24 protein-coding genes are annotated in these 24,781 nt (G+C 62.6%); 6 read left to right on the top strand and 18 right to left on the bottom strand.

Annotated elements, in window-relative coordinates; genetic code table 11:
- Position 1: 1 nt before the first annotated feature.
- The 8 genes from ACVILI_RS12685 to ACVILI_RS12720 form a co-directional block, all read right to left on the bottom strand.
- On the bottom strand, positions 2-733 hold the full coding sequence (locus ACVILI_RS12685; protein WP_019856858.1) for a GltB/FmdC/FwdC-like GXGXG domain-containing protein: 732 nt from the start codon (positions 731-733) through the stop codon (positions 2-4).
- A 4-nt stretch (positions 734-737) separates the two neighbouring features.
- Positions 738-1,634: a class II glutamine amidotransferase gene (locus ACVILI_RS12690; protein ID WP_019856859.1), complete on the bottom strand. Its 897-nt coding sequence runs from the start codon at positions 1,632-1,634 to the stop codon at positions 738-740.
- Positions 1,635-1,719: 85 nt separating this feature from the next.
- The gene (locus ACVILI_RS12695; RefSeq protein WP_019856860.1) at positions 1,720-2,049 is read right to left on the bottom strand and encodes a hypothetical protein; all 330 of its coding nucleotides are present in this window, start codon (positions 2,047-2,049) and stop codon (positions 1,720-1,722) included.
- Positions 2,046-2,735 (bottom strand): hypothetical protein, encoded by a 690-nt coding sequence (locus ACVILI_RS12700; protein ID WP_019856861.1) that lies wholly within the window; start codon positions 2,733-2,735, stop codon positions 2,046-2,048. Before ACVILI_RS12700 ends, ACVILI_RS12695 begins: the two co-directional genes overlap by 4 nt.
- Before the next feature lie 44 nt (positions 2,736-2,779).
- The gene (locus ACVILI_RS12705) at positions 2,780-4,177 is read right to left on the bottom strand and encodes an APC family permease (RefSeq protein WP_019856862.1); all 1,398 of its coding nucleotides are present in this window, start codon (positions 4,175-4,177) and stop codon (positions 2,780-2,782) included.
- A gap of 13 nt (positions 4,178-4,190) precedes the next feature.
- Positions 4,191-4,352: a hypothetical protein gene (locus ACVILI_RS12710; protein WP_019856863.1), complete on the bottom strand. Its 162-nt coding sequence runs from the start codon at positions 4,350-4,352 to the stop codon at positions 4,191-4,193.
- A gap of 32 nt (positions 4,353-4,384) precedes the next feature.
- A complete protein-coding gene (locus ACVILI_RS12715) occupies positions 4,385-4,762 on the bottom strand; it encodes a hypothetical protein (protein WP_019856864.1) in 378 nt (125 codons plus the stop codon).
- Positions 4,763-4,774: 12 nt separating this feature from the next.
- Positions 4,775-5,062 carry a hypothetical protein gene (locus tag ACVILI_RS12720; RefSeq protein ID WP_027046594.1) on the bottom strand — a complete coding sequence of 96 codons (288 nt, stop codon included), beginning with the start codon at positions 5,060-5,062 and terminating at the stop codon, positions 4,775-4,777.
- A gap of 287 nt (positions 5,063-5,349) precedes the next feature.
- Between ACVILI_RS12720 and ACVILI_RS12725 the strand changes: the two genes are divergently transcribed.
- From ACVILI_RS12725 to ACVILI_RS12740, 4 genes are read left to right on the top strand one after another with little or no spacing between them, the layout of a single operon-like run.
- Positions 5,350-6,483 carry an aminomethyltransferase family protein gene (locus ACVILI_RS12725; RefSeq protein WP_038645279.1) on the top strand — a complete coding sequence of 378 codons (1,134 nt, stop codon included), beginning with the start codon at positions 5,350-5,352 and terminating at the stop codon, positions 6,481-6,483.
- A 41-nt stretch (positions 6,484-6,524) separates the two neighbouring features.
- Complete coding sequence (locus ACVILI_RS12730; protein WP_027046595.1) at positions 6,525-7,121, top strand: dimethylamine monooxygenase subunit DmmA family protein; 597 nt, start codon at positions 6,525-6,527, stop codon at positions 7,119-7,121.
- Complete coding sequence (locus ACVILI_RS12735; RefSeq protein WP_010914761.1) at positions 7,118-8,083, top strand: PDR/VanB family oxidoreductase; 966 nt, start codon at positions 7,118-7,120, stop codon at positions 8,081-8,083. The genes ACVILI_RS12730 and ACVILI_RS12735 overlap by 4 nt, the downstream gene beginning before the upstream one ends.
- Positions 8,084-8,092: 9 nt before the next feature.
- The gene (locus ACVILI_RS12740; RefSeq protein ID WP_019856866.1) at positions 8,093-9,133 is read left to right on the top strand and encodes a heme-dependent oxidative N-demethylase family protein; all 1,041 of its coding nucleotides are present in this window, start codon (positions 8,093-8,095) and stop codon (positions 9,131-9,133) included.
- Here the strand turns inward: ACVILI_RS12740 and ACVILI_RS12745 are convergent.
- Complete coding sequence (locus ACVILI_RS12745; RefSeq protein ID WP_038645281.1) at positions 9,130-9,843, bottom strand: helix-turn-helix domain-containing protein; 714 nt, start codon at positions 9,841-9,843, stop codon at positions 9,130-9,132. The two genes, ACVILI_RS12740 and ACVILI_RS12745, sit on opposite strands and share 4 nt — an antisense overlap.
- 263 nt (positions 9,844-10,106) lie before the next feature.
- Between ACVILI_RS12745 and ACVILI_RS12750 the strand changes: the two genes are divergently transcribed.
- Positions 10,107-11,465, top strand: coding sequence for an NAD(P)-binding domain-containing protein (locus ACVILI_RS12750; protein ID WP_038645283.1), 1,359 nt, complete (start codon positions 10,107-10,109; stop codon positions 11,463-11,465).
- Between the two features lie 134 nt (positions 11,466-11,599).
- Here ACVILI_RS12750 and ACVILI_RS12755 read toward each other — a convergent pair whose 3' ends face one another.
- The 6 genes from ACVILI_RS12755 to ACVILI_RS12780 all read right to left on the bottom strand — a co-directional run bounded on the left by ACVILI_RS12755 (position 11,600) and on the right by ACVILI_RS12780 (position 19,674).
- On the bottom strand, positions 11,600-13,579 hold the full coding sequence (locus tag ACVILI_RS12755) for an ABC transporter permease (protein ID WP_240565217.1): 1,980 nt from the start codon (positions 13,577-13,579) through the stop codon (positions 11,600-11,602).
- Entirely contained in the window at positions 13,576-14,649 is a 1,074-nt protein-coding gene (locus ACVILI_RS12760; protein WP_027046596.1) for a quaternary amine ABC transporter ATP-binding protein, read from the bottom strand. Before ACVILI_RS12760 ends, ACVILI_RS12755 begins: the two co-directional genes overlap by 4 nt.
- 76 nt (positions 14,650-14,725) lie before the next feature.
- On the bottom strand, positions 14,726-15,700 hold the full coding sequence (locus ACVILI_RS12765) for an ABC transporter substrate-binding protein (protein ID WP_019856871.1): 975 nt from the start codon (positions 15,698-15,700) through the stop codon (positions 14,726-14,728).
- Between the two features lie 421 nt (positions 15,701-16,121).
- Positions 16,122-16,886, bottom strand: a complete 765-nt coding sequence (locus ACVILI_RS12770; RefSeq protein ID WP_019856872.1) for an SDR family oxidoreductase — start codon at positions 16,884-16,886, stop codon at positions 16,122-16,124.
- An 88-nt stretch (positions 16,887-16,974) separates the two neighbouring features.
- The gene (locus ACVILI_RS12775) at positions 16,975-17,772 is read right to left on the bottom strand and encodes a DUF427 domain-containing protein (RefSeq protein WP_019856873.1); all 798 of its coding nucleotides are present in this window, start codon (positions 17,770-17,772) and stop codon (positions 16,975-16,977) included.
- Positions 17,773-18,018: 246 nt separating this feature from the next.
- Positions 18,019-19,674, bottom strand: coding sequence for an ABC transporter substrate-binding protein (locus tag ACVILI_RS12780; RefSeq protein ID WP_038645288.1), 1,656 nt, complete (start codon positions 19,672-19,674; stop codon positions 18,019-18,021).
- A gap of 116 nt (positions 19,675-19,790) precedes the next feature.
- Here ACVILI_RS12780 and ACVILI_RS12785 point away from each other — a divergent pair, with 116 nt between their 5' ends.
- Positions 19,791-20,711, top strand: a complete 921-nt coding sequence (locus ACVILI_RS12785; protein WP_038645290.1) for a LysR family transcriptional regulator — start codon at positions 19,791-19,793, stop codon at positions 20,709-20,711.
- Between the two features lie 125 nt (positions 20,712-20,836).
- On the opposite strand, the gene ACVILI_RS12790 is transcribed toward ACVILI_RS12785, so the two are convergent.
- The 3 genes from ACVILI_RS12790 to ACVILI_RS12800 are packed head-to-tail and all read right to left on the bottom strand — an operon-like array spanning position 20,837 to position 24,715.
- Positions 20,837-22,894, bottom strand: coding sequence for an ABC transporter ATP-binding protein (locus tag ACVILI_RS12790; protein WP_038645294.1), 2,058 nt, complete (start codon positions 22,892-22,894; stop codon positions 20,837-20,839).
- Positions 22,887-23,765, bottom strand: a complete 879-nt coding sequence (locus ACVILI_RS12795; protein WP_038645296.1) for an ABC transporter permease — start codon at positions 23,763-23,765, stop codon at positions 22,887-22,889. The genes ACVILI_RS12790 and ACVILI_RS12795 overlap by 8 nt, the downstream gene beginning before the upstream one ends.
- Positions 23,762-24,715 (bottom strand): ABC transporter permease, encoded by a 954-nt coding sequence (locus tag ACVILI_RS12800; protein ID WP_080643710.1) that lies wholly within the window; start codon positions 24,713-24,715, stop codon positions 23,762-23,764. Before ACVILI_RS12800 ends, ACVILI_RS12795 begins: the two co-directional genes overlap by 4 nt.
- Positions 24,716-24,781 lie beyond the last annotated feature (66 nt).

Here is a 24,781-nt window from a genome sequence, read left to right on the forward strand (position 1 = left end):
CTCAATACGCGTCGGCGTTGTCGATATTGAAATTGTAGAGGGTGCGCGCCGAGCCGTAGCGCTTGAACTCCGATGGCTTGACGCCGGTGACGCCGGCGCGGTCGAGCAGCCCCTGAAGCAGTTCCAGGTGTTCGGCCCGCATCTCCTTGGCGATGCAGTCGGCGCCGAGGCTGTCGACCTTGCCGCGCACGAACAGCCGCGCCTCGTAGATGGAGTCGCCCAGCGCATCGCCGGCATCACCCAGCACCACCAGATTGCCGGACTGCGCCATGAAGGCCGACATGTGGCCGATATTACCGTGCACGACGATATCGATGCCTTTCATCGAGATGCCGCAGCGCGACGAGGCATTGCCCTCGATGACCAGCAGGCCGCCCTTGCCGGTGGCGCCGGCATATTGGCTGGCGTCGCCTTTCACGATGATCGAGCCCGACATCATATTCTCGCCGACGCCGGGTCCGGCCGAGCCGTGCACGGTGATGGTGCTGCCGGAATTCATACCGCCGCAGTAGTAGCCGACGCTGCCGCGCACATCGATGGTGACGGGCTGGTCGACGCCGACGGCGACCGAATGGCTGCCCTTTGGATGCAGCACTTCCCACGCCGTTTCGTTGGAACCGGGCGTCAGATTGTGCAGCGCCTGGTTAAGCTCGCGCAGCGACGACACATCGAGATCGAAGATCCGGGAGGCCTGATCGTGCGACGCCGCCTTTGAAAGTTTGGTTGCCGGCATGAACTCAATGCTCCCAGAAATAGACGGTTGCGGGTTCCGGTTCCCAGACCCTCGCATTGTCTATGCCGGGCAGTTTGGTCAGCGCGCGATATTCCGAGCCGAAGGCGACATACTGGTCGGTTTCGGCCATGACGGCGGGCTTGCAGGCGATCGGGTCGCGCACCACGCCAAAACCGTTCTTGGTGCCGACGACGAAGGTGAAGAAGCCGTCGAGGTCCGAAAGCGTGCCTTCCAGCGCTTCGCCGAGGTTCTTGCCATGCGCCATCTGCGAGGAGAGATAGGCGGCCGCGACCTCGGTATCGTTCTCGGTCTCGAATTTCATGCCCTCACGGATCAGCTCGCGGCGGACATTGTTGTGGTTGGAGAGCGAGCCATTGTGCACCAGGCACTGGTCGGCGCCGGTCGAGAAGGGATGCGCGCCCATCGTCGTCACCGCGGATTCCGTCGCCATGCGGGTGTGGCCGATACCATGCGTGCCGCTCATCTTGCGGACGTCGAAGCGATCGACAACCGCCTCCGGCAGTCCGACTTCCTTGTAGATCTCGACGACGTCGCCGGCGCCCATGATGCGGATGTCGGGGCGCAGCGCCTGGATCGCCTCGCGCGCTTCGTCGATCTTGGCAGGCGCGGTCCTGACAACGGCATGGGTCGACTTCACCGCAATGCTCACGGGCGCACCGATGGCCTTGGCAAGCTCGGTATCGAGGTCGCGAAAATCGCGCGCGGGCTTCGCCGACTGGATGGTGATCTTGGCCTCATTGCTGGAAGGCGCGCCATAGATGGCGATGCCTGCGCTGTCGGGCCCGCGGTCGCTGAGCGATACCAGCATCTCCGACAGCATCGCGCCGAGCTTCGGCTCCAGCGACTTGTCCTTTAAAAACAGTCCGACAATTCCACACATGTCAGCCTCCCGGCGTTTGTAGCTAGAAGATGATGTATCGGATGAGTCCCGCAAATTCAATCATATGAAAAAAATTTTCCTGTAGTTACGTATGTGGCGCAATGCCGCTTTGCGAATTATCACTGCCCTGCGCGGCATTGTGAACCCATTGGGCATGGCGGATACGGGCGAGCTTGTAGGCGTCCAAGATGGATAGCGCATAGATCAGCAAGCCGCCGGCGTGACGGCCGATGAAGCTGGCGTCGGGCGGCGCGATCTTGGCGGTCACCCAAGCCAGGATCACCATGAAGAAAAGGAACTGCAGCCCGCGCACCGGCACGCCCAGAATGACATGGCCGCTTGCCGGCAGCACGATTGACGCGCCGAGGACGAGATAAGGGCTCACCGGTGCCGGCTGCGTATTCAAACTGGTCATGCGGCTTGCCGTTCGCTTTGGTTGATGGCGTCGCGCAGTGCCGAGAGCGAGGCGAGCAGCCGCTCGATCAGCGCTGGATCGATCTGTGCCTCACCGAACGCGGCCTGCCGGAAAACGCCGTAGCGCGCCCGTTCGGCCTCGGCCAGCAGCCACACGATGCGCACGCCGTTTGGCGTGATCAGCAGTTCCTTGGCGCGCCCTTCCGAAAAGGGTTCCAGATGTTCGGCGATGATGCCTTGCGGGAAACGCGTGCCGCGGCGGTCGGTCCGCAGCACCGCCTCGGCCGGAAATCCCGGCGCCTTCGGCAGCGTATGCTGGAGGTGATCGAAATTGGAGAAGGTCGTCGGCGAGCCCGGCCGCATCATCATGTCGAACGTCGCTGGCACGGCTACCTTTTCGGTGATCGAAACGCTGAGCCAGCGCGCCGGGAGTTTTCGTGTCGCCAGCGTGTCTACGATGGTGCGCAACTGGACGCGCTGGCCGTTCCACGAGCCTTCCCAGGTGACGACACCGGCGGTGCCGTCCAAAACATCAGCGGCGTCGGCGACAATGGTGCGTATGCTGGCCTCCTCGGCGGCGAGTGCCGCCAATGCCCCGTTGCGGCTGCGCCGCGCCAGCCACGCAAGATGGAGGACGAGAGCCAGGACAATGACCCCGGCGAGCAGTGCTGATGTCACTTCGGACATTTGTCATGTCTGGCCCGCCAAGGATCGGGGCGGGCCGTCTCCCATCAATAGCCCTGCGGTTTCGGCCACGGCATGGTGAACTGGTCGCCGCGCCGCACGAATTTGTAGCGGTAGAAATGGAACCACAGCGAGATCAGGAAATAGAAGATGGTCATCGCGATCAGCTGCGAGCCGAAACCGAGGAAGATGGCGAAGAAGGTCACCACGCAAAGGCAGAACAGCACGATCGCCGGCAGCGGATGGAACGGGTGCGTGTAGCCACGGCGGATCGTGCCGAGCGGCCACTTCTTGCGGAACATCATGATGTTGATGCTCATGAAGGTGTATTGCAGCACGCCCGACAGGATCGAGAAGGTGATCGCCTGGTTGAGGTCGGCAATGAAGGCGAAGGCAAGCGCGATCGGCAGCAGGAACAGGATCGAGCGGTAGGGCGTGCGGTATTTCGGATGCACCGCCGAGAACCAGCTCGGCAGATAGCGGTCGCGGCCGAGCGAGAACCATGCGCGCGCCGCATCGTTGATGCAGCCATTGGCGGAGGCCAGCGCCGCCAGCAGCGTTGCGATGAACAAGAGGTTTTCCAGCAGCGGGCTGCCGGTCAGCTTGCCGGCGTCCCACAAGGGATAATAGGTGATGCCGAGATATTCCCAGGGCATCAGCGAGGCGCAGACATACCAGGTCATGGCGGCGGCGATCAAAAGCGTGATCATGCCGGCCATCGTGCCGTAGGGCAGCGAGCGGGCCGGCGAACGCACTTCCTCGGCCGCCTGCGTGGTGCCTTCGATGCCGAGATAATACCAGATGCCGAACTGGAAGGCGGCGATGACGCCGATCCAGCCATAGGGCAGCGCATTGCCCGGCGTCACCAACTCGTTGAGCTTCAGCACCGCGCCTTGCGTCCACGGGCTGACCGAGAAGAACAGGATGACGATCGAGACATAGGCAATCGCGGTGATGACGAAGTTGACGTTGAGCGTCATCAGCACACCGCGATAGTTGAGCCAGGCCAGCACGACGATAGTGGCGGCGATGAAGGAATTGTGCGTGAGCCCCTCGACGCCGGCCTTGGCGACGATGGTGTCGCCCAGCAGGATCGCGTCCGAGACTTCGAGCATCGTGTAGGCGAAGACCAGGAACAGCGCGACGTTGAAGGCCATCAGCGGCCCGACAATATGCTTGGCCTGCGCGTATTGGCCGCCGGCCGCGGCGACCGTCGACGTTACCTCGGAATCGATCATGGCGACCGAGGTATAGAGCAGCCCGACGATCCAGCAGACGATCAGCGCGGCGAGCGCGCCGCCCTTGTCGGCCGAAAAATTCCAGCCGGTGAATTCACCGACCAGAACGATGCCGACGCCGAGTGCCCAGACATGGGCCGGGCCGAGCACCCGCAGCAGTGAAACCCTGTCGCCGTGAATTGCCGGTTCAAGTACGGTCGTCGTCATTGTTCGTCCCCACTCAAATCCGGTGTTTCTCGGAAACGGCTTCAAGCTCGCCTTCGCGTGACGAGGTCAGAACGTCTTCGGAATAGGTCGTGTCGACCTTGAACCAGTCGTAGAGCATCCACAGCGCGAGCACGATCGAGATGCCCCAGCATGCGTAAGAGAGTGAAATCCACATGGTGCGTCCCCGATTGCTTGTCTTCGGAACTCTTACTTGTCGTCGAATTTTTCGTTGATGACGTCGCGATATTCGCGGTCGGAGGCTCGGAACAGGAAGACGAAATAACCGATCAGCACCGCCGCCATGATGATCAGCGTCGGCCAGTCGATGACATAGTGGAACCGGTTCTGGATGACGTCATGCGCCGTCTCGGGCGTGTAGCCGAGCTTCTCCCAGATGGCGGCCATGGTCGGGTTCTGGCCAAGCGCTTCCCAGGTCTTGGCATCGAGCGCGTCGATGGATTTGGCGGCTCCGGCAAGGCCGAGCTTCAGCGGCAGCCACAACGCCACGAAGATGGCGACCACAACGACGACGATATCGAAAACCTGGCCGGCCTTGCTCTGCTCCGGCGGCGTATAGCGCGACATTTCTTGTACCCCTCAGGACTGGCGGTTGCGGGATGCGTCGGCGTTCTTGATGTCGAGGCCGTAGATGAAGTCCTTGTCTTCCTTGTAGTGTTTGACCATCGCCAGGATCGCGGCCGTGTTGAAGATCAGCACGGCTGCAGCGGCGATCGCGACGACGGCCTTGATGCCGGCGTGCGGGATGTATGGCCACGTCATGAACAGGACGAAGAGGATCGTCGCCCACAGGCAGATGATCAGCAGCGCGGATCCGCGCAAATCGGAACGGTACAGCACCTCGATGCGCTGCTGCAGGTCTGACATCGGTTTTTCCCCTTTTTTCGACGCCCCGGTTCCGAATCCACCGCGCATCGCTCTCTTTCAAGAGAGTGAAATTTTTTTCATAAATTCAGGCCGTTTACCGCAATTGTCAAGACGAATTTACGCTGAGTTAACCGTTTGCTTGGGGTGATGAATTTTGCCTGACAATGAAATTATTTGCTTTCAGGGGATTGCGGCCCTCCCGCGTTTGCGGTCAATATTCAACCCAAAGCTCCGGCCTTCAAGCCAAGGAGCGGGGAACAGTGGATTTTTGAACGGAGGACGATCGGATGACGGCATCCTGGAGATTTTCGACCCTGGCGGATCGCCATCGCGCGCTGGGTTCGAAGCTCGAAGACTGGAGCGGCATGGGCACCGCCTGGACCTACGACAAGGATGCTGACGAAGAGTACATCGCCATCCGCACCAAGGCCGGGCTGATGGATGTGTCGGGCCTGAAGAAGGTGCACATCACAGGGCCGCACGCCTCGCATCTCATCGATCTCGCAACCACCCGCGACGTCGAAAAGATCTATCCCGGCAAATCGGCCTATGCCTGCATGCTCAACGAGGCGGGAAAATTCACCGACGACTGCATCCTCTACCGCACCGGCCCGAACAGCTGGATGGTCGTGCATGGTTCGGGCACCGGCCATGAGGAATTGCAGCGCGCCGCGATGGGCCGCGATGTCTCGCTGCGCTTCGACGACAATCTGCACGATCTGTCGCTGCAGGGGCCGACCGCGGTCGACTATCTCGCCAAGCATGTGCCGGGTATTCGCGACCTCAACTATTTCCATCACATGCAGACGCAGCTGTTCGGTTTCCCCGTCATGATCTCACGCACCGGCTACACCGGAGAGCGCGGCTACGAAATCTTCTGCCGCGGCCAGGATGCCGGCACGATCTGGGACAGGATCCTCGACGAGGGCAAGAGCGTCGGCATCATTCCCTGCCGCTTCACCACGCTCGACATGCTGCGGGTCGAAAGCTACCTGCTGTTCTATCCCTACGACAATTCGCAAAAATATCCGTTCGAGAATGAAGGTCCTGGCGACACGCTGTGGGAACTCGGCCTCGACTTCACCGTCAGCCCCGGCAAGACCGGCTTCCGTGGGGCCGAGGAACATTACCGCCTGAAGGGCAAGGAGCGCTTCAAGATTTTTGGCGTGCTGCTCGACGGCAAGGAGCCGGCCGACGAGGGCGCGCCGGTCTATCGCGACGGCAAAAAGGTCGGCGTGGTGACCTGCGCCATGTATTCGCCGCTGGTCAAGAAATCGATGGGCATCGCCCGTCTCGACGTCGACTGCGCGGTCAAGGACACCGAGCTCGAAATCCGCAACAAGAGCGGATCGATCAAAGCGACGGCGCAGCCATTGCCGTTCGACGATCCCAAGAAGACCAAGCGCACGGCGAAAGGCTGAGGCATACTCAACAGCGAGAGGTTCGAGGCACGAAGACTTAAATGGCAGCCAAAAGCATCATCAGCCGGCCGGTCTACGGAACGCTCTCTCCGCAGCCCGGCAAACATCATCTTTTCATCGCCGATGCCGAAGGTGCGCTCGCTATTTCAGATATGGCCGCAAAAGCGCCCGCCGGGTTTTTCGATGGCGCCGAAATCGACTTTATCCCGGGTCCGGACAACAAACACGTCGCCACCCTCGAAGCGCTGAAGCCGGCGCAGTTTCATCTCGCGCCATCCTTTGCCAGCCTGCTGCCGAGGCTGAAGCAGACGCTGGGCAATGCGCATATGGGCCTGCGCCTCTACCTCGCCGGCACCGAGGGATTGATCGGCCAGGCCATGCAGGTGGCGCTCGAAGCCGGTATCGACCACACCTCCATCCAGACCGAGCATCGCGGCTCGCTGGCCAGGCGCATGCAGTGCGTTCACTGCAAGGGCATCACCGAGAACGTCACGACACAGCCAGCAGCCTGTTCGCATTGCGGCCTGCTGCTTCTGGTGCGCGATCACTATTCGCGGCGCCTCGCCGCTTTCCAGGGTGTCTGCATCAACGCCGAGGATCGCTCGGAGATCCCTCCAATCGAGGAGGCCTTCCCATGAGCACCGGCACCACCAAGCTCGATGTCGTCGTCAGCGATGTCGTCCCGGTCAACGAACTGGTCACCCGCTTCCATTTCCGTCGCCGCGACGGCGAGCTGTTGCCGACCTTTTCCGGCGGTGCGCATGTCGTGGTGGAGATGCGCGATGGCGATCGCACGAGGCTCAATCCCTATTCGCTGATGGGTTCGCCGCTCGACACGCGCGAATACACGATCTCGGTGCGCCGCGACGATGTCGGCCGCGGCGGCTCGCTGTTCATGCACCGGTCCGTCAAGCCGGGCCTGGAGATGGTGATCAGCTATCCCGTCAATTTGTTTTCGCTCGATCTCAGGGCGAAGAAGCACTTGATGCTGGCCGGCGGTATCGGCATCACGCCCTTCATGGCGCAGACAGCGCAACTGGCGGGCGAGGGCGGCAATTTCGAACTGCACTACACCTGCCGGACCGCCTCTCTGGGCACTTATGCCGACGTGCTGCGGGAGCGCTACGACAGGCGCATCCGGCTCTACCATGACGACCGTGACGAGCGCATCGATCTCGACCGGCTGCTGTCGACGCAGCCGCTCGGCACGCATCTCTATGTCTGCGGCCCCGCTGGCATGATCAACTGGGTGCGCGACCGCGCGGCCGCCTTGGGCTGGCCATCGGAGGCCGTGCATTTCGAGCATTTCGCGGCACCCCAGCCCGGCCTGCCTTTCGACGTCACGTTGGCGGTCAGCGGCAAGACGATCCGCGTCGATGAACAGCAGAGCCTGCTGGAAGCGATCGAGGCCGCCGGTGTCGATCCGCCCTATCTCTGCCGAGGCGGCGTCTGCGGCCAATGCGAAACCAATGTCATCTCTTACGATGGCAAGTTCATCCACAACGACCACTGGCTGAGCGAGGAAGACCACCGCTCGGGCTGCAAGATCATGCCGTGCGTGTCGCGCTTCGAGGGCCGGTCGCTGGTGCTGGAAAGATAGGAGGCGAGCTTGGGCATCACCTTTCGCAAGGAAACCTTCCGCGACGATTTCACCTTCAGGAACAGCCCGGAGCACATCAGGCGGTTCCCGTTCCCGTTCCATGAAGACGCCTACATGTATGCGGTCAACATCGAGCCGCACGTCGTCGGGCCAAAGGGCAGCGTGCTGGAGAATCTGATCGATGTCGACGAGCACTACGTCGCCGAGATGCAGGACCGCGCTTTGGTGCTCGCCGAGGATCCGCTGCGCTGCCAGTCGCTGCCGCATATGACGCTGGCCGGCTGGGATCTGCTCGAACTGCTGATGGAACAGCAAGCGCTGGGCTATCCCGAGCATTTCACGCTGACGCGGGACGGCGACCGTTGGCGCTGGATCAACCGGCCGCTCGGCATCGACGACACCTTCACATTCGGCGACACCTCGACCCTGCCTTACGGGCCGATGGAATACATCACCCGCCAGAGCCAGGGCGATTTCTGCATCCTCGACCAGCGCGACGGCAATCTGTGGATGGATGCCGGCATGGTCACCACCCAGGCCGACTGGTCGCTGGATTTCGACATCGGCATGAATTTTTTCGAGTGGCATGCACCGGTGCCGCTGGCGCATGAGAAGGGGATTTTCACCAGGGCGCTGAAGTTCCTCACCAACATCCAGCAGGGCAAGCCGGCGCGGCGCCTCAACTGGACGATGACCATCAATCCGCGCCTCGATACCAGCCCGGAAAATTACCACAAATGGGGTCCGGACCGGACGACCGTGACGCCCGAGAATGTCGGCGACAAGGTGCATCTGCGCGTCGAGCTGCAAAGCTTCTGGCGGCTGCCGCGCTCCAACGGCATCGTCTTCCCGATCCGCTGCTACCTGATCAAGATGGACGAACTGGTGACGCAGCCGAAATGGGCACGCCGCCTGCACCGCGTCATCCGCGACCTGCCCGAGGAACTCGCCACCTACAAGGGTCTGACACGGTACCGGCCGACGCTGGTCGAGTGGCTGTCGAAGCTGGATGATGGGAGCGCGACCAGCCCGGGTTTTGGGCCCGATTAACCCGCGCTGTTCTGCGGATAGCAGATGATCGACAGATACCGCATCGGCAGTTTCGTCAGCTGCTCCGGTCCATGCGGCGCGTCGGCGTCGAAGAACAGGCTGTCGCCCGGCTTCATCGGATAGAGGTTGCTGCCGTGCCGGTAAACGACTTCGCCCTCCAACATATAGAGGAACTCCATGCCCTCGTGCTGGAAGGTCGGGAACACATCCGAATCCTCGGTCAGCGTGATCAGGTAGGGTTCGACGACGACACCGCTGGTGTTCGACCCGATATGGCCGAGCAGATTGTACTGGTGGCCGGCGCGCGTGCCGCGGCGCTCGACATCCAGGCCTTCGCCGGCCTTGACGAAGACAGCGCTGCGCTCCTCCTCGAAGCGGCGGAAGAAGGCGGTGACGGGAACGCCGAGCGCCCGCGACAGCGCCTGCAGCGTGGTCAGCGACGGCGAGGTGATGCCGTTCTCGATCTTCGACAGCATGCCCAGCGAAATGTCGGTGGCGACGGCGAGATCGGCGACGGTGATGCCGAGCTTCTTGCGGAACGCCCGCACCTCGCGGCCGATAGCCACCTCCAGAACTTTCTCGCGTGTGTCGCGGATGGCGTGTGGGTTCTGCGTCAGCGGTGCGCGGATGGTCTTGCCGTCCGCCGAGACCTTTGGCTGGGGCTTCGACTTGGCACCGGCAAGCCCGGCCTTGGAACTGTCTTTCGCCATGTCGCCCCCGGATTTCGCGGATTAATTTCACTCAAGGTGAACATCAGAGCTGGCGATACAGCAGCGCGGCGGTGTCGGCAAGCCGTCTTAAGTGCCATCGGACGATCCCATGGATTCTGTCCGCGTAGGTTTTTCGCCAGGAATCCTTTGCGGGCAAACGCTGTTCCCGCAGATGTCTGTTGACAGCACCGAAGGGCCAATTAGTGTCACTGTCAGTGAAATTTGTTTCGCTGGGGAAATCAAAAAATGAGGAGGCCCTTGAAATGAAAACGCGTGTTGCCGTCATCGGCGCCGGACCGTCCGGCCTGGCACAGCTCAGGGCCTTCAAGTCGGCTGAGGACAAGGGCGCCGACATCCCTGAAATCGTTTGCTTCGAAAAGCAGTCGGACTGGGGCGGCCTGTGGAACTATACTTGGCGCACCGGCCTCGACGAGCATGGCGATCCCGTGCATGGCTCGATGTACCGCTACCTCTGGTCGAACGGGCCGAAGGAATGCCTGGAGTTCGCCGACTATACGTTCGAGGAGCATTTCGGCCGGCCGATCGGCTCCTATCCGCCGCGCGCCGTTTTGTGGGACTACATCAAGGGCCGCGTCGAAAAATCGGGCCTGCGCAAATGGGTGCGCTTCAACAGCCCGGTGCGCATGGTGACCTTCTCGGACGAGACCAAGAAATTCACCGTCACCGCGCATGACCGCGCCAACGACGTCACCTATTCCGAAGAGTTCGACAACGTCGTCGTCGCCTCAGGCCATTTCTCCGTCCCCAACGTTCCCTATTTCGAGGGCTTTGCCACCTTCAACGGCCGCATTCTGCACAGCCATGATTTCCGCGACGCGATGGAATTCAAGGGTAAGGACATATTGATCATCGGCCGCTCCTATTCGGCCGAGGACATCGGTTCCCAATGCTACAAATACGGCGCCAAATCCATCACCTCCAGCTATCGCTCCAAGCCGATGGGCTTCAAATGGCCGGAGAATTGGAAGGAGGTGCCGCTGCTGCAGAAGGTCGTCGGCAAGACAGCCCACTTCAAGGACGGTTCGACCAAGGATGTCGACGCCATCATCCTGTGCACCGGCTATCTGCATTCCTTCCCCTTCCTCACCGACGACCTCAAGCTCAAGACCGCCAACCGCATGTGGCCGCTCGATCTCTATGAAGGCGTGGTGTGGGAAAAGAATCCGAAGCTGTTCTATATCGGCATGCAGGACCAGTTCTACACCTTCAACATGTTCGACGCGCAGGCCTGGTTCGCCCGCGATGTGATCATGGGCCGCATCAAGCTGCCGTCAGTCGAGGCGATGGCCGAGCACAGCGCCAAATGGCGCGCCCGCGAGGAAACGCTGGAAGACGCCGAGCAGATGATCTGGTTCCAGGGCGACTATACCAAGGAATTGATGGACCAGACCGACTATCCCGGCTTCGATGTCGAGGCGGTCAACCAGACTTTCATGGAATGGGAACACCACAAGGCGGAAGACATTATGGGCTTCCGCGACCACGCCTACCGTTCGCTGATGACCGGCACCATGGCGCCGCTGCACCATACGCCCTGGCTGCAGGCGCTGGACGATTCCATGGAGAGCTATCTCGAGGTGAAGGGCGTCGCGGCGGAGTAGCCGCGGCGCATCTTCCAACCTAGAGCCGCTCACCGCTCACCGCTCACCGTTTAACGGAAACGGTGAGCGGCTCTAGCGCTTTGTTTTTGAAGAAATTCCGGACGGAAAACCGCTCACACTTTCCTGGAATTGCTCTAACCCAGCCTTGCCCGCGCCTTCGCCGTCCAGGCGTTGAACAGCCGGTCGGCGACGATGCCGATGAAGGCGATTGCCAGGCCCGCGACAATGCCGCGGCCGGAATCGGCTTTGGACAGCGCGATGAACACCTCCTGCCCGAGGTCGCGCGTGCCGACCATGGCGCAGATGATGATCATCGCCAGCGCCATCAGGATGGTCTGGTTGACGCCGAGCATGATCTCGGGAAGCGCCAGCGGCAATTGCACGCGAACGAAGGTCTGGCCCGGCGTGCAGCCCGACACCTTGGCCGCCTCGATCAGAGCCGGCGGCACCTGTCTTATGCCGTGATTGGTGTAGCGGATCGCCGGCACCACGGCGAAGGCTATCGTTGCAATCATGGCGGTCACGTCGCCGACTCTGAACAGCATCACCACCGGGATGATGAAGCAGAAGGACGGCAGTACCTGCAGCGTGTCGATAATGGGTGTGACGATCTTCTCGAAGCGGTCGCTGCGCGCTGCCATTAGCCCGATCGGGATGCCGATCAGGCAGGCGATGAAGGCCGAGATGCCGCAGAGATAGACCGTCGCCATGGTCTTTTCCCACAGCCCGGTGACCGCGCAGAAAGCGGTCAGCGCGGCGACCAGGGCCGCCAGGCGCAGGCCCGAGAGCTGATAGCCGGCAAGGCCGAGCAGGAACACCGCGCCCAGCCACGGAAAGCCTTCGCAGAAGGCGCGCACCGGGTTGAGCACGTTGAGGATCAGCGCCACGCGAAAGGCTTCGATCGCATCGAAGAAGTTGATCGTCACCCAGTTCACCGCCGCCTTCCACAGCGGCGCGGTGGTGAAGGTGATCGCCTTCGGCACCGCCGCGAAAGCCGGGACGAACAGGCCGAGCAGCGTGGTGACGGAAAGGATGGCGATGGCCAGCGACAGATTGGGATGGCGTCGCCAGAAGCTCGGGTTCGCCGCCTGATGAACATGGCCCTTCGCCTGCTTGTGGGCGATGGCCTGACTCAGCCGGTCGAGCGCGATCGCCAGAGCCACAATGGCGAGACCAGCCTCCATCGCCTCGCCAACCTTCAGCGCGCGCAGCGCCAGAAGCACGTCGTAGCCGAGGCCGCCGGCGCCGATCATCGAGGCGATAATGACCATGTTGAGCGCCAGCATGATGACCTGGTTGACGCCGACCATCAGCGTCGGCCGCGCCGAGGGCAACAGCACCCGCCAGAGTTTCTGCCGCGCCGTGCAGCCGGCCATGTCGCTGAATTCGCCGATCTCCAGCGGCACGCGGGTGAGGCCGAGCATCGTCGCCCGCACCATCGGCGGCGTGGCGAAGATGGCGGTGGCGATCATCGCCGATACCGGGCTGTTGCCGAACAGGAGCAGCATCGGGATGAGATATGCGAAGGTCGGGATCGTCTGCATCAGGTCGAGGGCAGGGGAGACGATGAGCCTTTCCGCCCAAGGCTTGCGCCAGGCCCAGATGCCGGCGAACAGGCCAGTGACGATGCAGAACGGCACGGCGATGGAGATCAGCGCCAGCGTCAGCATGGCGCTGGTCCATTGGCCGAACAGCGCGATGTAGAGGAAACAGCCGCCGACCAGCAGGCTGAGTTTCCGACCGCCTACGGCATGTCCGGCGATGAAGGCGACGGCGCAGACGCCAACCCAGGAGAGGCGCGGCAGGACATAGGCGTCCGCGCCATGGCCGATCTTGAAATTCTTGGCCAAGAGATTGAGCGCGAAATCGAGCGGCACGCCGAGCACCGCGGTGATCGAGCGCGTCAGCCAGGACAGGTTCGACTTGATCCAGCCCATCAGCGCGCTGACCCAGTCGGCGACCGGTACGACGGCGCTGGCCGGATAGTTGACAGCCCAGGGGACACTGTCCTGCAGCAGGAACACCAACAGCACAGCGGCAAGGGCCGCCGCCCAGACGAGCAGCCACCGCTGAAGTGGCGGCCTGGCCTCGCTGGCGCTTGCCGCCACCGTCATGCGCCGGCTCTCGCGTGCTCGATGCCGGCCAGCAGATCGATGACCGCTTGCGGCGTCACTTCGCCGATCGGCTTGCCGGTGCCGTTGATCACCGCGAACGGCTTGCCGGCCGAGACGATGTTGGCCGAGAAACTGGCGATCTTGGCATCAGGCGAAACCGTGCCGCCATGCTCCGAACCATCGCAAGTCCGCATCAGGCTGCGCGCCGAAATCACCTTGGCGCGGTCGACGTCGCGGGTAAACTCTGCGACATAGTCGGTCGCCGGATTGACCACCAGTTCCTCCGGCGTGCCGATCTGGATGACCTCGCCGTCCTTCATGATGGCGATACGGTCGGCCAGCCGGATCGCCTCGTCGAAATCATGGGTGATGAAGACGATGGTCTTGTGCAGCATGGTCTGCAGCCGCATCAGCTCGTCCTGCATCTCGCGCCGGATCAGTGGATCCAGCGCGGAGAACGGCTCGTCGAGGAACCAGATCTCCGGTTTGGTCGCCAGGCTGCGGGCGATGCCGACGCGCTGCTGCTGGCCACCGGACAATTCGCGTGGGTAGAAATGCTCGCGGCCGCGCAAGCCGACCAGCTCGATGACCTCGCGGGCGCGCGCCTCGCGCGTTGCCCGGTCCTGCCCCTGGATGCCGAGCGGAAAGGCGATGTTGTCGAGCACATTGAGATGCGGCAGCAGCGCGAAATTCTGGAACACCATGCCCATGCGGTGGCGGCGCAATTCGATAAGCGCCGCATCGGAAATCTTGAGCAGGTCCTTGCCCTCGAATTCGATCTTGCCATGGCTCGGCTCGACCAGCCGCGACATGCAGCGCACCAGCGTCGATTTGCCGGAGCCCGACAGGCCCATGATAATGAAGATCTCGCCCTGGCGAATTTCGAGATCGACGGCGCGCACGGCGCCGACCAGTCCGGCAGCATTGACATCGGCCATGCTGGCCTTGCCGTCGCGCTCGCGGATGAAACTGGCCGCGTTCGTCCCGAACAGCTTCCAGACATTGCGGCAGGCAAGTTTTACCGGGCGATCGTTGGTGCCTGGTTGGGTCGATCCCTGTTCAGTCGTCATCCAATCGTCCTTCTGGAACATCAAGACTTGGGACCCGGCCGATCAACGGCCGGGTCTCGCTTTCCAGTCGGAACGATCACTGCGCCCAGGCTTTCCAGTCTGCCTCGTGGGCGGCGATCCAGGCGGCGGCGACATCTTCCGGCTTCTTGCCGTCAAGGTCGATCTCTCCGCTCATCTTGTTGAGCTCGTCGGTATCGATCGTGAAGGCCTTGGCCACCTTGTAGGCGACCGGCCATTTGTCCTTCATGCCGTTCCAGGCATATTTCCAGATCTCGCCATGCGGCTTGCCGCAATCATATTTGGCGTCGGGGTTCACGCCCCATTTCGGATCGTTGTAGCATTCAGGCGTGTATTCGGGGAACTGCACCCATTCGCCCTTGTACTTGGCCGGCGCCCAGTGCGGCGAATAGATCCACAGCATGATCGGCGCCTTGCGCTGATAGGCGGAATCGAGTTCGGCGAACATCGCCGCATCGGTGCCGGCATGGATGACGGTGAAGGGCAGTTTCAGTGCCGCGACGCGCTCGTCGTCAAAGCCTTCCCAGGTCACTGGGCCGCCGAGATAGCGCCCCTTTGGTGCGGTCTCCGCCGTCGAGAACGAAGCCGCGCATGTGGCGTCGAGCAAGGCATGCCAGTCTGGCAAGGTTGGGCATTTCTCCTTCATGTATTCAGGAAACCACCACTCTTCCTTGGCCTTCGGGCCGAGCTTGCCCAGCCGCTCGGTCTGGCCGGTCGCATCGGAGGCCTTCATCGCCTCGCCGGCTGTCGTGTCCCAGAACTCCAGGCCGACATCGAGGTCGCCATTGGTGAGGCCGGTGGTCAGGCTGGAGAGGTAGTCTGCGGTCGGGTATTCAACGGTATAGCCGAGCTTTTCCAGGATGCCGCCGAGGATCTTGGCGTTGAGATTGACGCTGGTCCAGTCGAACAGCGCGATCTTGATCGGGTCGTTGGATTCCGGTGCGGCGGCCTGGGCGGAAGGTGTCAGCAGACTCAGCGTTGCGAGCGCAACGGCGCCCATCGATAGTTTTGAAACTCGACTGCGAAATGACATGCTTGTTCTCCTTCAAGCTGTGACGGTTATCGGTCGTTCCCTTCTTGCGGCTTTTTTTGATTGTGTTGGAAAGGCGGTTCGCTGCGCAAGTCCGTCGGCGCCAAAATTGTCGCCCTGGCCTTGGCCAGCGCAGGCAAGATGGTGCTCAATTCTCGTGATGATGGAATATGCCGTCCGCGTCATGGCTGCCGACAGACCGCTGGTGGAGCGATCATCTGCGGATCAATTGCCAGTCTTGCGGCGCCCGGCAAGGTGCAAGCCATCAAGGTCCCATGATCTCGGCTGTCGGCATGGCAAGCCCCATCTCGCCAAGCCCTTTCATAGGATGAAATTATATATACCAACGTTCATCTCGCGCAACGACTAACGCTTCGCAGATGCACAAATTCAGACTGCAGGCGAAGTTCGGCGAGATGTGGCCCTACCAGCAGACGTAGCCGCCATCGACGATCAGGTCGAGGCCGGTGACGAAGCTCGACGCGCGGCTGGCCAGGAACACCGTCGGCCCGACCATTTCCTCCGGCGCGGCCATGCGCCCCATCGGCGTGTCGCGCTTGAAGATCTTGATCTCCTCCGCCACCTCCGGCCGCTTGTTCATCGGTGTCAGCGTATAGCCTGGGCTGACGACATTGACGCGCAATCCGCGATCAGCCCACTCCATGGCAAGGCTCTTGGACATGTGGATGACGGCGGCTTTCGAGGAGTTGTAGTGCGCCTGCGTCAATCCGCGATTGACTATAGTGCCGGACATCGAGGCGATGTTGATGATCGAGCCTTTGCGGCGCGCCAGCATCTTGCGGGCTTCGGCCTGGCAGGACAGGAACACGCCGGCGACGTTGACCTCGTGCACCTTCTGCCATGTCTCGAGCGACAAGGTCTCGGCCGGTTCCGAACCGGCGATGCCGGCATTGTTGACGGCAACGGTCAATGCACCGAGTTCGGCCTCGACGCGATCGATTGCCGCCGCCAGATCGCTCGCCGAAGCGACCGTGCCGGTCAGCACCAAAGCCCTGCGGCCAAGTGCCGTGACTTGGTGCGCGGTCTCCTCAAGCCCACCTTTCGACGCATGACCGAAACACGCGACGTCGGCTCCTGCCTCGGCCAATCCAATTGCGATTGCCTGGCCAATGCCGCTGCCGGCACCGGTGACCAGCGCGACATCGCCATCCAGCTTGAAAAGATCCATCGATAGCCCTCCCGTTTCAGGGAAGGTATGCGCTTGGCCATGTTTCGATCAAGCGCTCAATGCGCAAGCCGGCAAGGGGCGGCGATGCCTAGAAATAACCGTCCGATGCCGCCGTCGCCTCTTTCGGGATCTCGACGCCGTCGACCAGGATCTTGTCGACCAGTTCGTGGTGGAAGCAGACCAGTCCCTTGATGCGCGCGGCCTCATGCACCGGCTCGGGATAGTACCAGACGAGATTCTCGTGCCGCTTCTTGGGCGTCGTCACGTGATAGTAGTTGGAGATGCCCTTGTAGGGGCAGCGCGAAATGTAGCGGCTGGGCGCGAACATATCGAGCCGCGTGTCCGAGATCGGCAGATAGTGGCGCACCGGATGGCCGGTTTCGAACAGAAATATGCCACGGCGTGAATCGGCGACCTGTTCGCCGTCGAGAATGACCTGCACCCGCCGCGAGGAGGGCAGGCAGTCGACCCGGCGGAACGGGTCGCGGGCGTGGACGAAGATCTCTTCGTCTTCCTCGTACCAGTGCGTCATCTTGGGCCAATAGAAGGACATGTAGTCCGATAGGTCAGGCGATCCCTTGACCGGATCCAGATAACGCCAGGCGGCATCCTCGACCAGCGTTATGCCGGTGTTCAGCGAATAATGCGTGGCGACGCCCTTGAACGGGCTTTCTGTCGTCGTCCTGCTCGGCAGCAGGAACTCCTCGCGCACGTCGCTCATCGGAAAGTAGTAAACCGGCAGATGATCGGATTCGTAGAGCACCAGCGCCTTGGTCGTATCGGCGACGATCATCGATCCCACCTGCACGCGCAGCCGCTTCTGCATCGGCATGGTGAAGGCGACATAGCCCGGCTCGAACTCGTACTGCACGATACTGTCGAGCAAGGGGAAATGCGGTCCGCGACCGCGCAAATGAGGCTTGCGAATGGTAGTCTCCCGTTTCTTGTCTTTTGTCATCGAGCGTTGGCGCACAGCGAGATGAACCTGGATTGAGCCATGGTGCCGGAGAAGGTTTCCGGGCGGCGGGTTTCCGTTGCATCGAGCCGCTCGAACGATGGCCCCCCATCGCTCTTCGCAGCCTTGCCAGCGGATAGCCTCACCGCCCGAAAGCAGAATTTTCCAATCCAGCCTCTATCCCAGCGACACACGATCGAGCAGCAGACCGGCTGCGATCGGCGGCAGGCCGCTGACATTCTTGCGCACCGGCACCAGCAGGTCCGGAAAATAGCTGAAAATGACCGGTGTCTCGTCGAGCAGCAGCTTCTGGATGTCGGAGGCCACCGCGCGCTGTGCGCCGATATCGAGCGCCTTGAGGTAGGAAGTGACCATGCCGTCATAGGCAGTGTTCTTGAAATGCGCCGCGTTCCACGGGCCGTCGCTGACCAGCGGGCTCTTGAGGAACACATTGGGCACGCTGCGGTGCGCGTAGTCGGTGATGCCGAGAGGGCTGTCCAGCCAATCCGACTGGCCGAACACCGCCTTGCCGTAATATTTGTCCTGGTCCTCGATGTTGAGCGCGATGCGGGCGCCGATCTCCTTGGCGAAATTCTGGAACAGCTGCGCGTAGCCTGGAATGTCGGAATAGCGCAGCGTCGTCAGGGTGATGTCGAAGCCGCTTGCGAGGCCGGCCGCCTCCATGAGTTGCTTGGCCTTGGCGATGTCCTGGACACGCTGCGGCACCGTCTTGTCGGTGGCGGGAAAGGCCGGCGCGAACGGGCTGTCATTGCCCGTCGCCGCCATGCCGCGGCACAGGCCGTCGACCAGCTTGGAGCGGTCGATGCTGAGCGCCAGTGCCTGGCGCACGCGCTTGTCGGTGAACGGGCCGGTGTCGCAGCGCATGTGCAGCTGGCGGTGCGCGGTCGAGGCGACACGCAGCACCGTGATGTCGGGGCTGTTCAGCACCACCTGGCTGACGTCGAGCGGCACGGCGTCGAGGACGTCGACCTCGCCGGCCTGCAGCGCCAGGATGCGCGGCTGCACGTCGCCGTAGAACTTGAATTCGAGCCGGTCGGGCAGCGCCTTCTCGCCCCAATAGTCCTCGTTGCGCACGAAGGTCGCACCGACTTTCGGCGTGTAGCTCTCCAGCCGGAACGGTCCGGTGCCCTCAAAGGTCTTCTCGTAGTCGCCCTTGTAGCTCGCCGGCAGGATGACGGCGTTGTAATTGTCGATCGACACCGAATAGGGAAAGCTGCCGTTCGGCGCGTCGAGATGGAAGGCGACAGTGTGGTCGTCGACTTTCTGCGTGCCGCCCTTCGACAGCAGACCCTTGAACACCGAAAGCGCGTTCGAGGCGCCGTTGGGATCGGCGAGGCGATCGAAGGTCGCCACCACGTCGTCGGCTTTAAAATCCTCGCCATTGTGGAACTTCACGCCCTTGCGCAGCTTGAAGGTCCAGACACTGCCATCCGCGTTCGGCGACCAGCTTTCCGCCAGCACCGGCTTCAGGGTGAGATCCGGCTGCGTGATGCACAGGAATTCGGCGGTCTGGAAAACCAGCTGGTAGCTGCCGCTGTCATAATAGGTGACGGGATCGATGGCGCCGCCAGGCGTCGCCACGCCGGCGCGCACCGTGCCGCCGGGCTTGCCCTCGGCGCGGGCCTTCGGGGTGCCGAGGCCGGCAGCCGCGACAAGGCTGGCCAGGAACGGCAGGGAAAGGCCGAGCACGCTGCCATGGCGCAGGAAATCGCGGCGGTCGAGCCTGCCGGCCAGCAATTCGTCGACAGCGGAATTTTCGATTGCCGTCAGGTTTTTGCGAGCGGCGTCGATCGTCATGAAATGCCTTGGTATGGCTGCATTCCTCGCTTGCCCTTGAGGGACCAGCCATTTAGGTCATTGTTGACCGCGACCGGAAAGCGATATTTTTTGATAGGGTTCATCGAAATCTTCGATGCAAGGTCTAAGCCATGGATACAGAGAACCTGCGCAGTTTCCTGGAGGTCGCCGAACATGGCAGCTTCACCGTGGCGGCCAGCCGGCTCAATCTCGCGCAGTCGACCGTCAGCGCGCGGATCAGGGGGCTGGAGGAGCAGTTGGGGCGCCGGCTTTTCGTGCGCGACCGCGACGGCGTCAAGCTGACGCCCGCCGGCCGGCAATTCCTGCCGCACGCCTCGTCCATCACCCGCACCTGGGAGCAATCGAGGCAGGATATCGCCGTTCCCCATGGCTATGACAGCCTGCTGCGGCTGACCGCTCCCGCCTACCTGTGGGACCGGATCACTTCGCCATGGGTCGAGTGGATGCGCGCCAGGCGGCCGAACGTGGCGCTGCGCCTCGAGGGCAGTTTCCCGGATCTGGCGATCGACCAGCTGGCGGAAGGCCTGCTCGACATCTGCATCCTCTATCTGCCGCGCCCGCATCCCGGCATCGTCTATGAGACGCTGGCCGTCGATCAGGTCGTGCTCGTCCAGCATGCGGCGCAGACCAAGCCATGGACCGAAAACTACATACTGATGGATTGGGGGCTCGAATTCCGCATCGAGCATGACCGCGCCTTTGCCGGCATGGTGAAGCCAGCCATCTCGGCTGGCCTGGTCTTCATCGGCCTGCAGCATGTGCTGTCGCGGCAAGCGGCCGCCTATCTGCCGCTCAGCGCCGTCAGCACTCACATCGAGCGCGGCGAGATGCGGCGTATCGACAACACGCCGGTGTTCCAGCGGCCGATCTATCTCGCTTATCCATCGAATCCCGTCTCGTCGGATGTTCTGGATGTCGCCCTGACGGGCTTGCGCTCGCTGGCCAGGGACTGGACCAGCGAACAGGGTTTTTCGGAAGGCGACCGTTCCTTAGAGCAGTTCACATTTCGCGGAAACGATGAACTGCTCTAACTCCTTGTTTTGACGCAATTCCTAAGGGAAAGCGCTACGCGCTTTTCCCGGGAAAACCGTTTCACACTTTTCCTGGAATTGCTCTAGGCATGGCCGGCCTGAGGTAGCCGGCCGGCAATATCCTGCTATGCCGGTTCAATCACGGCGGCCTTCTGCAGCCTGGCAAGTTCCGGGTAGGGGATATGGCAGCGGATGGAATGGCCGGGCTGCGCTTCGGCCAGCGGCGGCTCCTGCTGCTCGCAGATCGGGCCGATCTTGCGCGGGCAGCGTGTGTTGAAGACGCAGCCCGGGGGCGGGTTGGTGGCGCTGGGGATTTCGCCGTCGAGCCGGATGCGCGCCGTCTCGGTCTGGTCGAGCTTCGGCACAGCCGACAGCAATGCCTCGGTATAGGGATGATGCGGACCGGAGAAGACTTCCTCCGAAGGTCCGATCTCCATGATGCGGCCGAGATAGAGCACGGCGATCTTGTCGGAGAGGTAACGCACCACCCCAAGGTCGTGCGAGATGAAGATGTAGCTGACATCTTCCTTCGATTGCAGGTCGGCGAGCAGGTTGAGGATCGCCGCCTGGACCGAGACGTCGAGCGCCGAGGTCGGCTCGTCGCAGACGACGATGCGCGGATCGCCGGCAAAGGCGCGCGCAATGGCGACGCGCTGCTTCAGGCCGCCTGACAGCTGGCGCGGCTTGACGGCGAGATGCCGGTCGGTCAGGCGCACCGAGCGGACGAGATCGTCGAGGCGTGCCTCCTGCGCCTTGCCGGAGAGGCCGGCCAGCCGCTTTAAGGCGCGGCCGAGAATGTGGCGGATCGAATGCGAGCGGTTGAGCGCGGAGTCCGGGTTCTGGAAGACGATCTGCATCGCCTTGACCTGGTCGTCGCCACGGTTCTCCAGCTTCGGCGCCAGCGCCTTGCCCTCGAGTTCGATGGTGCCGCCGTCATCGGGCGGCACAAGGCCGAGCAGCAGCCTGGCGAAGGTGGTCTTGCCGCTGCCGGATTCGCCGACCAGCCCCAGCGTCTCGCCGGGCCGCAGATCAAGCGAGACATCCTTGACGGCGCGCAAGGGATGGCCGTGGCTTGCATAGGTCTTGTTCAGTCCGGCAACGCGCAGCACCGGCGCGGTTGTCGGCTTGGGCGCTGTCGCAACATCGCTCGGTGTGGCGCGCGGCAGAGCCTGCGCCTTGTCGTGATGGAAGCAGCGCGACAGGCGCTTGCCGCGCTCGTCGCTCAAATCATAGAGCGGCGGCAATTCGGTGCGGCAGCGATTGTCGGCGAGCGCACAGCGGTCGGCAAAGGCACAGCCCTTGATGTCGGCACCTATGCCGGGCAGGAAGCCCGGAATGGTGTCGAGCCGGCCCTGGTCCTTGCGCTGGCCGCCGCGTGGCAGGCAGCGCAGCAGCGCGACCGTATAGGGATGGCGCGGATCGTTGAAGACGACATCCGTCGGCCCTTCTTCCACCAGCATGCCGGCATAGAGCACGCCGACGCGGTCGCACATGTTGGAGACGACGGCGAGGTTGTGGCTGATGAACAGGATCGAGGCCGAGAGCTCTTGCCTGAGCTGCGCAATGAGGTCGAGCACCTCGGCTTCGACCGTCGCATCAAGGCCGGTGGTCGGCTCGTCGAGGATCAGCATCGAGGGATCGTTGGCCAGCGCCATGGCGATCGCCACGCGCTGCTGCATGCCGCCGGAGAGCTGGTGCGGATAGCGCTGCATGACGCTTGGCGGATCGGAGATGCGCACGCGGTTGAGCATGGCGATGGCGCGATCGGTCGCCGCCTGTCCCGTGATGCCGCCGAGCTCGAAGATCTCGGTCAGTTGCCGGCCGATGCGAATCGACGGGTTCAGCGCCTTGCCGGGATCCTGATAGACCATAGAGACGCTTTCGGCGCGCGCCCGCCGCAAGGCCTCGGCATCGAGCTTCATGACGTCCTGGCCGTCGAGCGAGATCGCGCCGCCCGATATCGAGCCGTTCCTCGGCAAATAGCGCACGACGGTGAGCGCCACGGTGGATTTGCCGCAGCCGGATTCGCCGACCAGCCCATAGGCCTCGCCTTGCCTGATGTTGAGGCTGAGATTGCGCAGCACGGCGCGGTTGCGCCCGGCGACCCGGTAGGCGACCGACAGGTCGTGCAGTTCGAGGGCGTTTTCAGCCTTTGCCGGTTTAATCGGGGCGGAATTAGTCATTGAGTGCTCCATGCACGCCGTCGGCCACAAGGTTGACACCGATCACCAGCGAGGCGATGGCGAGCGCGTCGAACAGCACTGTCCACCAGAAGCCGCCGCCGATCATGCCGTAGTTGCTGGAGATCGACAGCCCCCAGTCGGGTGAGGGCGGCTGGATGCCGAAGCCCATGAAGGAGAGCGTGGCGACCGCGAAGATGGCGTAGCCCAGCCGCACGGTGGTCTCGACCAGAATCGGCGGGATGACGTTGGGCAGGATCTCGACGAACATCGTGTGGAAGGCGCTCTCGTGCCTGAGCTGCGCGGCGGCGACATAATCGAGTTCGCGCTCGGCCAGCACCGCCGAGCGCACGGTCCGGGCGATGATTGGCGCGAAGCTCAGGCCGATGACGACGATGACGGTGGCCTTGGAGGTGCCGAGCGCGACGATCGCGAGCAGCGCGACAATGACCACGGGGATGGCCATGAAGGCTTCCAGGATGCGGCTGACGACATCGTCGACGATACCGCGGAAATAGCCGGTCAGCAGGCCGAGTGCCGTGCCGGCGACCGTCGCCAGCAAGGTTGCCAGCGGGGCGACGGTGAGGATGTCGCGCGAGCCGACGATGACGCGCGAGAAGACGTCGCGGCCGATCTGGTCGGTACCGAACCAGTGTTCGGACGAGGGCGGCGCCAACGCATTGATGATGTCGTCGGCAAGCGGGTCGTAGGGTGCGAAGTGCTCGCCGAACAGTGCGCAGGCGACCCAGAACAGCACGATGAAGAGACCGACAAGGAAGGTCCGCGAGCGCATGAGCGAGAAAAAGACTTCCGCCATGGGGCTGCGCCGGCGCGTATCGTCTTGCGGAGGGGAGGTGGTCTGGACGGCGCTCATTGGTCTGACCCCAGCCGAATACGCGGATTGAGTACGGAATAGAGGAAGTCGGCGATCAATGTCGCCACGGCATAGACGATGCCGATGGTGAGGATACCGGATTCCAGCATCGGGAAATCCTTGCCGCGCGCGGCGGTGAAGATCAGCGAGCCGATGCCCTGGTAGCGGAACAGCGTCTCGATCACCACCAGGCCGCCGATGAGATAGCCGGTCTGGGTGGCGATGACGGTGATGGTCGGCAGCAGCGCATTGCGCAGCACATGGCGCCAGATCACCGTGCGCCAGGGCAGGCCCTTGAGCACCGCCGTTCGCGTATAGTCGGAATCGAGCGCTTCGATCATGCCGGAGCGCGCCATGCGCGCGATATAGCCGAACAGCACCAGGAACAGCGGCAGAGACGGCAGGATCAGATAGTAGAGCTGGGTGAAGAAGCCGGCGTTCTTCGGCCATGCCGCCGATATCGGCAGCCAGCGCAGCCAGACGCCGAAGATCAGGATCAGGATGATGCCGGTGACGAATTCCGGCAACACCGTCACCGACAGGCCGCCCAGGCTGATGATACGGTCGAGCGGGCGGTTAAGGTTGAGCGCGGCCACGACGCCGCCGAGGATGCCGATCGGCACCACCAGCACGAAGGCGACCGCGGCCAGCTTCATCGAATTGCCCAAGGCATCGATGACGAACGGCGCCACCGGCGAGCGGAAGATGTAGGATGTGCCCATGTCGCCGCGGATGAAATTCCAGATCCAGGTCGCATATTGGGTGAGCAGCGGCCGATCGACGCCCAGCGTGTGATTGAGCGCGTCGACAGCGCGCTGGTCGGCAAACGGCCCCAGGATCGCGCGCCCGACATTGCCGGGCAGCACCTGGCCGCCCAGGAACACCATGATGCTGAGCAGGAACAATGTAACCAGCGACAGCGACACACGCCGTGCAAAGAAGGAGAGAATGGCTAAGACTCCTTGTGGAGCCAGCCCCCACGCGGGAGCTGGCTGTTAGAGGATTGGCTTTCCCTT

This window comes from Mesorhizobium sp. USDA 4775 (genome assembly GCF_054062655.1).

Excerpts from the sequence above, each read along its gene's own strand:
- ACVILI_RS12730 (WP_027046595.1), top strand. The coding sequence starts at position 6,525 with ATGGCAGCCAAAAGCATCATCAGCCGGCCGGTCTACGGAACGCTCTCT.
- ACVILI_RS12750 (WP_038645283.1), top strand. The coding sequence starts at position 10,107 with ATGAAAACGCGTGTTGCCGTCATCGGCGCCGGACCGTCCGGCCTGGCA.
- ACVILI_RS12705 (WP_019856862.1), bottom strand. The coding sequence starts at position 4,177 with ATGACGACGACCGTACTTGAACCGGCAATTCACGGCGACAGGGTTTCA.
- ACVILI_RS12755 (WP_240565217.1), bottom strand. The coding sequence starts at position 13,579 with ATGACGGTGGCGGCAAGCGCCAGCGAGGCCAGGCCGCCACTTCAGCGG.
- ACVILI_RS12725 (WP_038645279.1), top strand. The coding sequence starts at position 5,350 with ATGACGGCATCCTGGAGATTTTCGACCCTGGCGGATCGCCATCGCGCG.
- ACVILI_RS12790 (WP_038645294.1), bottom strand. The coding sequence starts at position 22,894 with ATGACTAATTCCGCCCCGATTAAACCGGCAAAGGCTGAAAACGCCCTC.
- ACVILI_RS12720 (WP_027046594.1), bottom strand. The coding sequence starts at position 5,062 with ATGTCAGACCTGCAGCAGCGCATCGAGGTGCTGTACCGTTCCGATTTG.
- ACVILI_RS12785 (WP_038645290.1), top strand. The coding sequence starts at position 19,791 with ATGGATACAGAGAACCTGCGCAGTTTCCTGGAGGTCGCCGAACATGGC.
- ACVILI_RS12695 (WP_019856860.1), bottom strand. The coding sequence starts at position 2,049 with ATGACCAGTTTGAATACGCAGCCGGCACCGGTGAGCCCTTATCTCGTC.
- ACVILI_RS12710 (WP_019856863.1), bottom strand. The coding sequence starts at position 4,352 with ATGTGGATTTCACTCTCTTACGCATGCTGGGGCATCTCGATCGTGCTC.
- ACVILI_RS12795 (WP_038645296.1), bottom strand. The coding sequence starts at position 23,765 with ATGAGCGCCGTCCAGACCACCTCCCCTCCGCAAGACGATACGCGCCGG.
- ACVILI_RS12745 (WP_038645281.1), bottom strand. The coding sequence starts at position 9,843 with ATGGCGAAAGACAGTTCCAAGGCCGGGCTTGCCGGTGCCAAGTCGAAG.
- ACVILI_RS12770 (WP_019856872.1), bottom strand. The coding sequence starts at position 16,886 with ATGGATCTTTTCAAGCTGGATGGCGATGTCGCGCTGGTCACCGGTGCC.
- ACVILI_RS12765 (WP_019856871.1), bottom strand. The coding sequence starts at position 15,700 with ATGTCATTTCGCAGTCGAGTTTCAAAACTATCGATGGGCGCCGTTGCG.
- ACVILI_RS12735 (WP_010914761.1), top strand. The coding sequence starts at position 7,118 with ATGAGCACCGGCACCACCAAGCTCGATGTCGTCGTCAGCGATGTCGTC.
- ACVILI_RS12700 (WP_019856861.1), bottom strand. The coding sequence starts at position 2,735 with ATGTCCGAAGTGACATCAGCACTGCTCGCCGGGGTCATTGTCCTGGCT.
- ACVILI_RS12760 (WP_027046596.1), bottom strand. The coding sequence starts at position 14,649 with ATGACGACTGAACAGGGATCGACCCAACCAGGCACCAACGATCGCCCG.
- ACVILI_RS12690 (WP_019856859.1), bottom strand. The coding sequence starts at position 1,634 with ATGTGTGGAATTGTCGGACTGTTTTTAAAGGACAAGTCGCTGGAGCCG.
- ACVILI_RS12685 (WP_019856858.1), bottom strand. The coding sequence starts at position 733 with ATGCCGGCAACCAAACTTTCAAAGGCGGCGTCGCACGATCAGGCCTCC.
- ACVILI_RS12715 (WP_019856864.1), bottom strand. The coding sequence starts at position 4,762 with ATGTCGCGCTATACGCCGCCGGAGCAGAGCAAGGCCGGCCAGGTTTTC.